This is a genomic window from Kribbella sp. NPDC050281, from assembly GCF_040655855.1.
Classification (GTDB): domain Bacteria; phylum Actinomycetota; class Actinomycetes; order Propionibacteriales; family Kribbellaceae; genus Kribbella.
The window spans coordinates 218,671-230,978 of the sequence record NZ_JBFAKS010000005.1 but is presented as its reverse complement, the minus strand read 5'-3'; the positions used below and the strand labels follow the sequence as shown (position 1 = coordinate 230,978).

Genomic DNA, 12,308 nt, shown 5'->3' with positions numbered 1-12,308 from the left:
CGAAGTTCTGTCCCATGATGGAGGACCGGAATGAAGCCAACGAGAGCCAATTCCTCGCGAATGGTCACTCCGCTGAACGTTCACCAGATGGTCCGCCTCATGGGCGACTGGGGACTAGGCGAGGGAGCGCTCCACACGCAGCTCGCCAGTCATCTCCGGATGCTCGTGGTCTCCGGCAAGCTCGCCGCCGGGGTCCGGCTGCCGTCAGAACGCTCCCTCGCCGAAGCACTCGACGTCAGCCGCAACACCGTCGGCGCGGCGTTCGACGAGTTGCGCGGTGACGGCATCCTGACCAGCCGGCGCGGGGACGGCACCTACGTCAGCTCGGCCCGCCAGTTCCTCGGTGTCCGTGGCGACGACCGGTTCGAGTCCTTCCTGGCAACGACGGCGGGCATCGGGTCGCGCATCGATCTCCGCAGCGCCGCGCTGCCCGGGCTTCGCCTGGTGGTGGACGCGGCGTCGGTCGTCGGACCCGAGCTCGCGCCACTCGTCGAGTCACACGGCTACCTGCCCGAGGGTCTGCCCGCTCTCCGTGACGAGGTCGCCCGCTATTACACCGCGGTCGGCCTGCCGACCACGCCGGACCAGATCCTCATCACCTCAGGCGCCCAGCAGGCCATGCGGATGGCCGCGGTCTCGATGCTCGAGCCGGGCTCGGTCGCACTGGTGGAGGAGCCGTCCTTCCGCGGCGCGATCGAGGTACTGCGCGCAGCCGGCGCGCGACTCGAGCCGATCCGGCGAGGTCCGCACGGCATCGAGACAGCCGAGTTGGTGGCAGCGGTACGACGTACCAAGCCGAGACTCCTCGTGATGCAGTCGACCGTGCACAACCCGACCGGGTCGGTCATCAATCCCGGTCGCCGACGCCAACTCGCCATCACCGCGGCATCACTCGGACTGACGGTTCTCGACGACACCACCTTGGCCGACGCCATGATCGACGGACCGCCGGCCACACCGATGGCCGCGTGGGGCTCGACCGTCATCACCGTCGGTTCGGTCAGCAAGTCCTTCTGGGGCGGCCTGCGCGTCGGATGGCTCCGGGCGGATCCGGCCACCGTCGCGTCACTCGCGCCGATCAAGGCAGGCGAAGATCTCGGCACCTCGTTGCTCGCGCAAGTGACCACAGCTCGGCTTCTCCCCCGGATCGGCGAGGCCAGGGCCGAGCGCCGCACTGTCCTGGGCGCGGCTCGTGACCTCCTTCTCACCGCCCTCCAAGAGCTTCTGCCGGACTGCGAGCCGGTCGTGCCGGCCGGTGGAGCCTCCTTGTGGGTCCGGCTCCCGGCACCGTGCGCGACCAGCCTGGTGCAACGCGCCGAGCGCCTCGGCGTTCAACTTCTGCCCGGCCCGACCTTCAGCTGTATCGACGCGTTCGACGACTATCTGCGCATCGGCTTCGCGGCCGATCAGGACCAACTGGTGGCCGGTGTGCACGCTCTGGCCCAGGCCTGGAGGATAGTCGGCGAACGCACCTGACCAGCTCGGGTGGCCCACCCACGAGTGCCGAATTGGCTCTGGCCCCTTCAGTCGACTGTATCCAGGCTTGCACCAGACCGAAACGGACAGTCAACGACAGGAGAACATCGTGGGCCGTGGTGGACTGACCCCCGCCGGCAAGGTCGTCGTCGAGCCGCAGGACTGGGGCCGGCTCGATTGGATGGTGTCCGGGGCCATCGGAAACTCCGACACCATGACCGTCGGTCGCTGCACGATCGAGCCGGGCCAGCAGAATCCCCCGCACCATCATCCGAACTGCGACGAGGTGCTGCACGTCGTCAGTGGAACGATCGACCACCGGCTCGGCGACGAGCAGCTGCCGATGTCCGCGGGTGACACCATCTCGATCCCGGCCGGGACGGTTCACAACGCGCGCAACGTCGGCTCCGAACCCGCGGTCCTGATGATCGCGTTCTCCACACCTGACCGAGAAGTCATCGGCGAGTAGCCATGACCCAAGACACTTTGGTACGTCGCTCTGCCGTGCCACCGACGACGCAGAGACGCCGGTTCGGAGTCAGCGGACAGGCCAGGCTGGAGCGCCGGTGGGGTCTGCTGCTCGCGGCGCCGGCGATCATCGGCTTCGTCCTCTTCACCCTGGTGCCGATGGCGGCCTCGGCAGTCCTCAGCCTCACCGACTGGACGATCGGCTCAGCGCCCTCCTTCGTCGGCATCGAGAACTACACCAAGATGTTCACGGACGATCCGCTCTTTCTCAAGTCGCTCGGCGTCACGACGTACTACACGCTGGGAGCGGTGCCGCTGACGCTGATCGTCGCCTTCGCGATCGCCCTGTTGCTCAACGCGAAGGTCCGCGGGCTCGGGGTCTATCGAACCGTCTACTACCTGCCGACCTTGGTGCCGAGCGTTGCGAACGCCGTGTTGTGGCTGTGGATCTTCAATCCCGATTTCGGCCTGCTCAACTCCACGCTGCGCCAGCTGGGGTTGCCCACGTCCAACTGGGTCTTCAGCGAGGAGGCCGTCGTACCGTCGCTGATCCTGATGAGCACGTGGGGCTTCGGGAACATCATGGTGATCTTCCTGGCCGGGTTGCAGGGCGTGCCCCGGCATCTCTACGAGGCCGTCGCGATCGACGGTGGCGGATCGTGGCGGCAGTTCCGGCACGTGACGCTGCCGATGATGACGCCGGTGCTGTTCTACAACCTCGTCACCAGCATCATCGGGACGTTTCAGGTCTTCAACCAGGCGTACATCATGACCCAGGGCGGTCCGAACAACGCCTCGACCTTCTACGTGTACTACCTCTACACGACCGCGTTCACGAAGAGCGAGATGGGCTACGCCAGCGCGCTGGCGTGGGCTCTGTTCGTGATCGTCATGGTGATCACCGTGGCGCTGTTCCGCTCCTCCAGGCGCTGGGTCTATTACGAGATGGGAGCTGCCCGATGACCGTCCTGACAGCAGTCTCCGCGAAGACCGGAGAGAAGCGCCCTGCGCCTGGAAATACCACTGCGCCGGACTATCAGCGTCGCCGCCGACTGCGCAGGGTCGTCCTCTACACCGTGCTCATCGCCGGCGTGATCCCGACCGTCCTGCCCTTCGTCTGGCTCGTCCGCAGCGCGCTGATGGACAACAACCAGATGTTCATCGCTCCGCCCGAGTGGATTCCGAAGCCCTTCGAGTGGGCCAACTTCAGTGGAGCGCTGACCGCACAGCCGTTCGCCCGGTACTTCGCGAACACGATGATCATCGAGATCTTCACCGTGACCGGGACCCTGCTCACCTGTTCGATCGCCGCCTTCAGCTTCTCCCGGCTGCGGTGGCGTGGGCGCAACATCGTGTTCGGCGTTCTGCTCAGCGGGCTGATGCTGCCCCAGGCGGTCCTGCTGGTGCCGACCTTCCTGATGTGGGACACGGTCCAGGCGATCAACACCTACTACCCGTTGATCGTGCCGGCCTGGCTCGGCGGCGCCGGCGGCGGGATCTTCAACGTCTTCCTGCTCAGGCAGTTCTTCCTGACCATTCCGTACGAACTCGACGAGGCGGCGTACATCGACGGCGCCTCTCCCTGGCGGGTCTTCTGGCAGGTGATCGTCCCGCTGTCGAAGCCGGCCTTGATGGTCGTCGGGATCTTCACCTTCATCCGGACCTGGAACGAGTTCCTCGATCCGCTGATCTACCTCAACGACAGCAGCAAGTTCACCCTCGCCCTCGGCCTCGCCTCCTTCCAGGGCGTCTACAACGCCCAGTGGGGCTACCTCATGGCGGCCGCAACCACGACCATCCTGCCGATCATCATCCTGTTCTTCTTCGCCCAGCGTTACCTCATCGAGGGCGTCACGCTGACCGGGGTCAAGGGCTGACCACACTTCCGCCGACTGCACGGGAAGGCACATGACCGTACACAAGATCGCTCTCGTCGGCGCGGGAAACATCTCCCGCACCCACCTCACCAGCTACGCCAAGCATCCCGACAGGGTCGAAGTCGTCGCCGCCTGCGACCCGCTCCCCGAACGACGTGACTGGATACGCGACACCTTCGGAGTCACTCGCACCTACGAGTCTGTCGGCCAGATGATCGAAGCCGGCGGCTGGGACGTCGCAGTCGTCTGTACGCCGAGCCACGTCCGGACGTCCGCCGTACTGGAACTCGCGGCCGCTGGAAAGCACATCTTCGTGGAGAAGCCGCTGTCGTTCGAGCTGGCCGACGCCCGCGCCATCGTCGACGCCTGCGCCGCCGCCGGCGTCCAACTCGCCGTCAACCAGAACTTCCGCGACAGCTACGCCATCGGCCTCGGTCGTGAACTGATCGACCAGGGCGAGATCGGCGATGTCCTCGCCATCTCCCAGCAGGAGTTGACTTTCAGGCAGGACAAAGGCTGGCGCCTGTCTCAGGAACACCACGCGCTGTCGGTCATGGGCATCCACTGGTTCGACGGCTTCCGTGTACTGCTCGGACGCGAAGCGACCTGGTTGTCGGCGCGCACCTTCTCCTCCCCCGCCGTCGACAGCGCCGGTGAAACCGACGCCAGCGTCCAGATCTTCTTCGGCGACACCCCCGTCACCTACCTGCAGAGCTTCTCGAGCCGCGTCGAACGCACCGAAACACTGGTCTTCGGTACGACGGGCACGCTCCGACTCGGGTACGCCGAAGCCCACCTGCACCGCGATGGCGAGACCAAGACGCTTCCCAACCCGCTCGTCGGTCCCGAACGGTCGGAGGCAATGTTCCTCGGGCTCGATCGCCTCCTGACCGCCGTGGAGACCGGAGTCGAGCCCGCCAACAGCGGCCGCGACAACCTGCGAACAGTAGCCCTGCTGGATGCGGCGTACCGCTCCGCCGACACCGGCGCCCCGATCGAGTTGAAGGATGGTCTGCCGTGGTGACGATGGCGTTCTCCAAGCCCACCCGCGGAGCCGAGCAGCAGCGGCTGCTGTTCGACCGCTATCCCGCGTTCGGGTTCGCCGGCCTTCAACTGAAGGGCAACCAGTACGGCGACTACGTCGACGACCCAGTCGTCGGCGCCGAGCGCTTCCGCGAGGACTGGGGCACCGAGCCCGGACACGTCTCGTCCCTGATCACCATGAACCCGCTCGACGAAGCGGGAACAGAACGGCTCCGCAGAATGATCCAGTTCGCCGGCGCGGTCGGTTCTCCGCGAGTCGTGTTGTGCCACGACGTTCCCCGGGACGGGTTGGAGGACGCTGACCTGATCCGCTTCGCGAGTGAGCTCTCCGATCACGCCGAGGAAGCCGCCGTACATGGCGTGGCACTCTCACTGCACCACCACACCGGCGAGCCGGTGATGCATCGTCGCGATTTCGAGGTGTTCTTCGGCGCGGTGCGCGAGAACACCCTGCGGCTCACGGTTGACACGGGGCACCTGTTGAGGTCCGGGATCACCGACATCCCCGCCATACTGACCGATTTCGCGTCCGTGCTCGACAACATCCACCTGAAAGACTACAAGGACGACGAGTTCCGCCTGCTGGGACAGGGATCCGTGGATCTGCAGAGTGTCCTGGACACCATTGCCGGCCTCGACGCCGGGGTCACCTTGTGCGTCGACGAGGAGAGCCGCGCCGAGATCGTCGAGGGCCTGCAAGTGTCACAGGACTATCTGACCCAGCACCTGCCGACGACTGTCTCTCGAGCCTGACACGTCGCCTCCCATCAGCTTTCCATCGCGTTCGAAGGAGACAGCGATGCCACCCGATCCACGTTCCATCCCGTCCGGCCTGTCCCGGCGAGCCTTCCTCGGCGCCCTCGGCGCCGCCGGGCTCGGCCTCTATGGTTGCGGCGGGCAATCAACCACCAAGAGCGGCAGCGGCGGGACGGCGAACCTGCAGTTCATGTACTGGGGTTCCGCCAACGAGAAGGCTGCGATCGAGCAGATGATGCAGGCCTTCCAGAAGTCGCACTCCGGCGTCAAGGTGCAGCCGGTGCACGTGCCCGGCGACTACGAGACGAAGGTCAACACTCTCGTTGCCAGCGGCAATCTTCCCGACGTGGCGTACATGGCGGCGCCGACGGCGTACCGGCTGGCCGAGCAGGGCAAGATCGCCAACATCTACCCCTACATCGAGAAGTACGCGCAGCTGTCCGGCCGCAAGGCCCAGAACTTCTTCTGGTACGGGGACAAGAAGGTCGCCGGGACTCCGGCGGCCAGCGAGATCAGCCTGCTCTGGTACAACAAGGACCTGATACCCGACGCGTCGATGACCCCGCCGGCGACGGCCGACCAAGCGTGGTCCTGGGACAAGCTGCTCGAGGCGGCGACCGCCCTGACCCTCGACCAGAACGGCAAGAAGCCGAGCGACTCCGGTTTCAAGCCCGACAGCATCCGCCAGTTCGGCATCTCGGCTCCCTTGACGACCCAGTGGACGTGGTATCCGCTGATCCGCAGCAACGGCGGTGATGTCGCCGACGAGACCGGCACCAAGTACATGCTCAACAGTCCCGAGTGCGTCAAAGTGTTCCAGGACCTGCAGGACCTGGTCTACAAGCACCGGGTCGCCCCCAGCCCGGCGCAGCTCGGTGGTGGCGACGGCGGGAACGCTCCGACCACCACTGTGCAGTTGCAGACCAAGCGGGTTGCGATGGCGATCGACGGTCAGTGGACTCTGCTCGACATGGGAGAGAGCAATCTCAAGTACGGCATCGGCGTCCTGCCGTCGTACCAGGAACCGATCACCCAGGAGGCCGGGAGCTGCCGGGTCATGTCGGCCACCACCAAGCACCCGGAGCAAGCGATGGAGCTCTACGCCTACAGCGTGGACGGCAGCAACAGCGACCTCTTCAAGAAGGGGCTCTGGATGCCGGTCGAGACGAAGTACTACTCCGACGACGCCTCGATCAACTCCTGGACCAAGAACGATGTCCACCCGCCCGAGTACCGCACCGCGGCCGTCGACTACCGGCTCAACCACTCGGTCCGCGACTTCACCCAGGTACTCAAGAACGTTCCCGCCATCCAGGAGGTGCTGACGCCTGCGATCGAGCAGATCGCCACCGGCAAGGCATCAGCCAAAGCAGTGCTCGACGGCCTGGAGGCGAAGATCCAGCCGCTCCTGCAGGGGAGGTACCCGATCCCGAACTCGATCTGATTCCGGGCGGCTCGGCGTCCCCAGCGCGCCGAGCCCTCGCCGAAGAACGGGTGGTAGCGCCAAGCCGGGAACAGTTCTCCGGCATTGGCATGTCGCGGTCCCGGCGCTCCGGCCACTGATCATCACAGGTCGCATCGGTGGATCGTTCCGTTGGCGATCACCGCCCGGAGGTTCCTGGCCGGATCGGCGAGCACGCCGACGTCATCGAGTGGGTTGCCGTCGATGATCAACAGGTCGGCGACGGCGCCGGGTACCAGCACACCGACCTCGCCGGCCATGCCGATCAACTCCGCCGCGACCGTGGTGGCGGACCGGATGATCGACTCGGCGCTCTGAACGTCCTTGCGGATCTCGAACTCCCGATTCTGTTGACTCTGCAGTTCGCCCAGCAGGTCGGTACCGAAGACGATCTTGAGCCCGGCGCGGTCGGCGGCCTCCAGGGTGGCCACGCCACGCTCGACGACCTGGGCGTTCTTCCGTACGTTGTCCGGCGTCAGCCCGATCGACGTTCCCGCCCGGCCCATGGCGTCGTAGGCGACCAGCGTCGGGACGTAGTAGGCATCGCGTTCGGCGAAGAGCCCGAAGACAGATTCGTCCATCAGGTTACCGTGCTCGATCGAGCGGACCCCGTTCTCGAGACCCTGGCGGACGGCAGCGTTCGTATAGGCGTGACCGGCGACGTACATGCCGGCGTTGGTCGCGGCCAGAACGGCTGCCCGGATCTCCTCTGGCGAGTACTGCACATCGGAGATCTTGTCGGTCGGTGACGCGACGCCGCCGCCCAACATGATCTTGATGTGCTGGGCTCCGCGACGGAGCTCGTTCCTGGCGGCACGGAGCACCTCGTCCACGCCGTCGGCGATGGTGCTCAAGGACTCACAACAATCCTCATGGTGATCACGGCCCGGCAGTCGGCCGTCGCCGTGACCGCCGGACTGCGAGAGCGCGCGACCACCGAAGATCAGCCGTGGACCGGGGATCCGGCCCTCGCCGACTGCCTGCGCCAGCCCGAAGTCCGCGCCGCCGACATCGCGGACCGTGGTGAACCCGCGATCCAGCATCCCGCGCATCAGCTCCGCTGCCCGGAAGGCCCGGTAGCTCGCCGGAACGTCCGCCAGCGCGCCGAGGTCCACCTGGTATGCGGTGACATGGACGTGACCGTCGATCAGCCCGGGCATCACCACCCGGCCGCCCGCATCGATGGTGATCAGCTCACGATCATGAAGCTGCTGCGCGCTACCGACCGACCGGATCCGATCATCCTCGATGACGAGCTGCTGGTCGGGGACCAAGGTCGCCTCGGTTCCGGTGAGGTCGAGGACCGTGGCGTTGTTGATCCTGGCGATCATCGCGTCTCCGGGTCGGTGAACGGCGACGATCCGCCCCGGGCGATGAAGTTGTCGATCGCATGGTCGATCACCGGCAGCGGTACGCTGCCCAGCGACAGGATCTGATCATGGAAGTTCCGGACGTCGAAGTCAGCGCCGAGTGACTGTTCGGCCCGGCGACGGGCCTCGGTGATCTTGAGCATTCCGAGGTAGTACGCCGTCGCCTGCCCTGGCCAGGCGATGTAGCGGTCGACCTCTGTGACGATTTCATGATCACTGATCGCGGTGTTGTCCCGGAGATAGTCCTGCGCCCGCTCACGGCTCCAGCCGAGCGCATGCATCCCGGGATCAATCACGAGCCGGACAGCGCGCCACATCTGGTAGCTGAGCATGCCCATCAGCTCGAACGGCGTCTCGTACATGCCCATCTCGACGCCGAGCCGTTCGCTGTACAGTCCCCAGCCCTCGCCGTACGCCGAGATGTAGACCTTCTGCCGGAACTCCGGATGCTGGGTCTGTTCGAGGGCGAACGGGATCTGGAACGCGTGTCCGGGGGCAGCCTCGTGCAGGGTGAGTGCCGGGATCGAATAGAGCGGCCGGGCGGCCAGGTTGTAGGTGTTGAGGATGTAGCGGTGCGGTCCGCCGCGGCCGAAGGTGTAGAACGGCGCCAGGTCTGGCGGCGGCTCCTCGATGCCGAATCGCATGCGCGGCAGCCGGCCGAAGTAGTGGTGCGCCACGGCGTCGAACTTCTTGGCCTGCCAGGCCGCGAACCGCAGCAATTCCGTCGTCGTGGTCGCGTAGAACTTCGGGTCGGTACGCATGAACGCCAGCATCGCGTCGGCATCGGCGAACCCCACCGTGGCGGCGACCTCGGCCATCTCGGCGCGGAGGGAGGCCACCTGTTCCAGGCCGATCTCGTGGATCTGCCGGGCGGTCAGCTCGGTCGTCGCGTACTCGTGCAGCTGATAGGCGTAGAACTCCTCGCCACCCGGTCCATCGACCGCCGCGATGTCGACCGGTAGTCCCGGAAAGTACTCGCCTGTGAAGAAATCAAGGAGCCTACGGAACGCCGGCAGGACGTCGCTGGTGATCACTTCGTGACCGGCGGTGATCAACTGCTCGCGACCGGCGAGAGTCTCGGGCAGCGTCCCGAACGGCTGGACGAAGCTCACGTCCTCGGGCCGGGATTCCGCCACCGACCGGATCGTCGCCTCCCTCCCGATCATGGAGACCTGGGCCGGCGCGAAGCCACGCTTGACGCCCGCGCGCATGTTCTCGATGTTCTGATCGATGTAACCAGGGACCTGCCGCAGCCACTCGACGTAGGTCCCGGCGTCGTCGGCCGAGCCGAGCCTGCGACGGGATTGGCTGGTCAGGTCCATCCAGAAGGCGGAGTCCGCATTGGCCGGCCGTTCGAACATCCGGTACGCCTGCCGGCCGATCAGGGTCTTGATGTGGAAGCGGTAGACGTCGAAATCCTCGGCCTGCTCGGGGGTCAGCCGGGTTCGGTCGATCTTCTCTAGTTGAGCATCGACCTCCCGCCAGCGGACGGCCCGGTACTCCTGCCGCTCCGGTCCGACGTCGGGCAGCCGTGGCTCGAGGGGCTCGTCGAGCGACCGGTCCGGGATCTCCTGCCGGCGCCAGGCCCATTCGTCCTCGGCGATCTTGCTGAAGCTGTCGTACTGATCACTCATTGCTCTCCCCGAGCACGAAGGCAGCGATGTCGGCGGACTGCGCGACCCGGACTTCCTCGTGTACGTAGGTCATATGCCCGGCCGGATAGTACTTCCGGACCATCTTGTCGGTGATCTCGGACGGCACGTCGAGATGATCAAGGACGTACTCGCTGGCCGAGAACGGCGTTGCGCCGTCGTAGTAACCGAACCCGACGTACACCCGCAGGTCGGGCTGAGCCCGCAGGGCGGCGGACAACTCGTCTGTGGTCGTCACCGCTCGCCCCTCGAATTCCTTGTAGGACCAGGGCTGTACGCGTCCGGTCAGGATCTCGTACTCGAGATCACTGTGGAACCCCAGCTCGGCGCGGACGTACTGATTGAACGCCGCGGTGTACGGGAAGAAGATGAACATGTGCGACGGGTCGGTCTCCTGTACCTCGTTGTTGAGGTTGGCCGGCACAGAAGTGAACCTGGTGTCCAACCGGCCGGTGTCCAGACCACGGTCTCGCAACAGTTCGGCGAAGAAGTGCGTGTGCTCGATCCGGAACCGGGCCCGTTCGATGTAGCCGGCATCCAAGCCGATCAAGTCCGACAGGCCATTCGCCAGCGTGGCCCGCTCGTCGGCCGACAGCCGCGATCCCCTTGCCAGCGCTGGGGCGAAGATCTCCGCGGCAAACGTCCGGGCCCGTTCGATCCGCTCCTCCACCTCACCCGTATTGAGGCCCCGGTGGTAGGCGGCGGTCGCCGCGTAGGTCGGCAGGAAGTGCACGTACGGAAGATCATTTCCGTGGGTGAAGCGGATGGTGCCGAAGTCCAGCACCGCACTGATCAGGATGATCCCGTTCAGGGCGATGCCGTGCCGGGTGATCAGGTGGCCGGCCAGCGAAGCGGCCCGGGTGGTGCCGTACGACTCGCCGGCCAGGAACTTCGGGGACAGCCAGCGCTGGTGCCGGCCGAGCCAGATCCTGATCACCTCGCCGACAAGATCACGATCACGGGTGTAGCCGTGGTATTCGGCCGGCTTGCCGCCGACCACCGCGCGCGTGTAGCCGGTGGTCATCGGATCGATGAACACCAGATCCGCGTACCGGAGCAGCGTTTCGGCGTTGTCGGCGAGCCCGTACGGCGCGGTCCGTGGATCGTCGACATCGCCCGCCAGCACCCGGCGCGGCCCGAAGAGCCCGAGGTGCAGCCAGACCGAGCTGGAGCCCGGCCCGCCGTTGAACGCGAACACCACCGGCCGTTCGCCGTCGCCGCCCTTGGCGACATAGGACGTGACGAAGACCTCGGCCTTCGGCTTGTGACCGGCGAACTTCTCGTCCTCGACAAGTTCCTCGTTGATCACCATCGTGCCGGTGATCGCCTCGTACTCGAGCTCCCAGCCGGGACCGCTGATGGTGTGCGTCGTGGTGACCAGGTTGTCGGTCGGTTCCTCGGTCTCACCGTCGTCCTCGGTCTTGTCGTCATTGACCTTCTCGGTCGTCACCTGGTTCGGTCCTCCCAGCTGTAGGTCGTTCTTGTAGTCAGGAACCTGACATCTTGTCGTTGGCATCGCGGGCCCGTGGACCCGCCCAATCGGAGCGGACGTGGGCGATGTGGCGGTGCATCAGGGCCTCGGCGGCGGCACCATCGCGCGCCTCGATCAGATCCAGGAGGTCGTGGTGCTCGGCGGCCGAGGCTCGCAACCGCCCGGACTCCAAGAGTGGCCTCAGGCCAAGAAGCCGGGTCCGGGTCCGAAGCTCGGAGACGATGCTGCTCAGGACCGGATTCTGCGCGTGCCCGAGCAACGACAGATGGAACACCCGATCGGCCTCGATGTAGCCGACCAGATCCTCCCGGTCGACCGCCTCCACGATCGCCTCAGCCAGGTCCCGCAGCGCTGGCAGCTCTTCGACCGGAATCGTGGTCGCGAGCTCACCCACGACCGGCGGTTCGAGCAGTTGCCGCACCGCCGCGATCGCGTCGAGATCGGCGTCGCTGATCTCCGTTACCCGATAGCCCTTGTTGGGCAGCGCCTCGACCATGCCCTCGCGTACAAGGTCCAGCATGGCCTCGCGCACCGGTGTCGGCGACACGCCGAGCATGTTGCCGATCGCCGGCGCTGAATGCACCTCCCCCGGCCGCATCGCGCCGGAGACAATCGCGGCTCGGACGGCATTGCCCACCGAATCGCGAAGCGACTCCCGCTTCTGAAGCCGCGCGAAACCGGTGATCGTCTGGGCAGCCATTCATCCACTCC

11 protein-coding genes are annotated in these 12,308 nt (G+C 66.0%); 7 read left to right on the top strand and 4 right to left on the bottom strand.

The window, feature by feature from the left end:
* Window positions 1-87 precede the first annotated feature (87 nt).
* The 7 genes from AB0I34_RS08190 to AB0I34_RS08160 all read left to right on the top strand — a co-directional run bounded on the left by AB0I34_RS08190 (window position 88) and on the right by AB0I34_RS08160 (window position 7,065).
* The gene (locus AB0I34_RS08190; RefSeq protein ID WP_360441418.1) at window positions 88-1,476 is read left to right on the top strand and encodes a PLP-dependent aminotransferase family protein; all 1,389 of its coding nucleotides are present in this window, start codon (window positions 88-90) and stop codon (window positions 1,474-1,476) included.
* Window positions 1,477-1,585: 109 nt separating this feature from the next.
* The gene (locus AB0I34_RS08185; protein WP_360441415.1) at window positions 1,586-1,945 is read left to right on the top strand and encodes a cupin domain-containing protein; all 360 of its coding nucleotides are present in this window, start codon (window positions 1,586-1,588) and stop codon (window positions 1,943-1,945) included.
* A gap of 2 nt (window positions 1,946-1,947) precedes the next feature.
* On the top strand, window positions 1,948-2,907 hold the full coding sequence (locus AB0I34_RS08180) for a sugar ABC transporter permease (RefSeq protein WP_360441412.1): 960 nt from the start codon (window positions 1,948-1,950) through the stop codon (window positions 2,905-2,907).
* Window positions 2,904-3,821, top strand: coding sequence for a carbohydrate ABC transporter permease (locus AB0I34_RS08175; RefSeq protein WP_360441410.1), 918 nt, complete (start codon window positions 2,904-2,906; stop codon window positions 3,819-3,821). The genes AB0I34_RS08180 and AB0I34_RS08175 overlap by 4 nt, the downstream gene beginning before the upstream one ends.
* 31 nt (window positions 3,822-3,852) lie before the next feature.
* Complete coding sequence (locus AB0I34_RS08170; RefSeq protein WP_360441407.1) at window positions 3,853-4,845, top strand: Gfo/Idh/MocA family oxidoreductase; 993 nt, start codon at window positions 3,853-3,855, stop codon at window positions 4,843-4,845.
* Between the two features lie 2 nt (window positions 4,846-4,847).
* Window positions 4,848-5,618 carry a sugar phosphate isomerase/epimerase gene (locus tag AB0I34_RS08165; RefSeq protein WP_360441479.1) on the top strand — a complete coding sequence of 257 codons (771 nt, stop codon included), beginning with the start codon at window positions 4,848-4,850 and terminating at the stop codon, window positions 5,616-5,618.
* 46 nt (window positions 5,619-5,664) lie between these two features.
* Window positions 5,665-7,065 (top strand): sugar ABC transporter substrate-binding protein, encoded by a 1,401-nt coding sequence (locus AB0I34_RS08160; RefSeq protein ID WP_360441404.1) that lies wholly within the window; start codon window positions 5,665-5,667, stop codon window positions 7,063-7,065.
* Between the two features lie 122 nt (window positions 7,066-7,187).
* Here the strand turns inward: AB0I34_RS08160 and AB0I34_RS08155 are convergent, their stop codons facing one another.
* Genes AB0I34_RS08155 through AB0I34_RS08140 form a run of 4 tightly spaced genes read right to left on the bottom strand, consistent with a single transcriptional unit; the run spans window position 7,188 to window position 12,297 of the window.
* On the bottom strand, window positions 7,188-8,414 hold the full coding sequence (locus AB0I34_RS08155) for an amidohydrolase family protein (protein WP_360441401.1): 1,227 nt from the start codon (window positions 8,412-8,414) through the stop codon (window positions 7,188-7,190).
* On the bottom strand, window positions 8,411-10,087 hold the full coding sequence (locus AB0I34_RS08150) for a DUF885 family protein (RefSeq protein ID WP_360441398.1): 1,677 nt from the start codon (window positions 10,085-10,087) through the stop codon (window positions 8,411-8,413). Before AB0I34_RS08150 ends, AB0I34_RS08155 begins: the two co-directional genes overlap by 4 nt.
* Window positions 10,080-11,555, bottom strand: a complete 1,476-nt coding sequence (locus AB0I34_RS08145) for a peptidase S10 (RefSeq protein ID WP_360441395.1) — start codon at window positions 11,553-11,555, stop codon at window positions 10,080-10,082. The genes AB0I34_RS08150 and AB0I34_RS08145 overlap by 8 nt, the downstream gene beginning before the upstream one ends.
* Before the next feature lie 37 nt (window positions 11,556-11,592).
* On the bottom strand, window positions 11,593-12,297 hold the full coding sequence (locus AB0I34_RS08140) for a GntR family transcriptional regulator (protein WP_360441392.1): 705 nt from the start codon (window positions 12,295-12,297) through the stop codon (window positions 11,593-11,595).
* Window positions 12,298-12,308: the final 11 nt, after the last annotated feature.

Coding starts and splice junctions, on each gene's coding strand:
- AB0I34_RS08190 (WP_360441418.1), top strand. CDS start 88: ATGGTCCGCCTCATGGGCGACTGGGGACTAGGCGAGGGAGCGCTCCAC.
- AB0I34_RS08175 (WP_360441410.1), top strand. CDS start 2,904: ATGACCGTCCTGACAGCAGTCTCCGCGAAGACCGGAGAGAAGCGCCCT.
- AB0I34_RS08160 (WP_360441404.1), top strand. CDS start 5,665: ATGCCACCCGATCCACGTTCCATCCCGTCCGGCCTGTCCCGGCGAGCC.
- AB0I34_RS08180 (WP_360441412.1), top strand. CDS start 1,948: ATGACCCAAGACACTTTGGTACGTCGCTCTGCCGTGCCACCGACGACG.
- AB0I34_RS08150 (WP_360441398.1), bottom strand. CDS start 10,087: ATGAGTGATCAGTACGACAGCTTCAGCAAGATCGCCGAGGACGAATGG.
- AB0I34_RS08165 (WP_360441479.1), top strand. CDS start 4,848: ATGGCGTTCTCCAAGCCCACCCGCGGAGCCGAGCAGCAGCGGCTGCTG.
- AB0I34_RS08170 (WP_360441407.1), top strand. CDS start 3,853: ATGACCGTACACAAGATCGCTCTCGTCGGCGCGGGAAACATCTCCCGC.
- AB0I34_RS08140 (WP_360441392.1), bottom strand. CDS start 12,297: ATGGCTGCCCAGACGATCACCGGTTTCGCGCGGCTTCAGAAGCGGGAG.
- AB0I34_RS08155 (WP_360441401.1), bottom strand. CDS start 8,414: ATGATCGCCAGGATCAACAACGCCACGGTCCTCGACCTCACCGGAACC.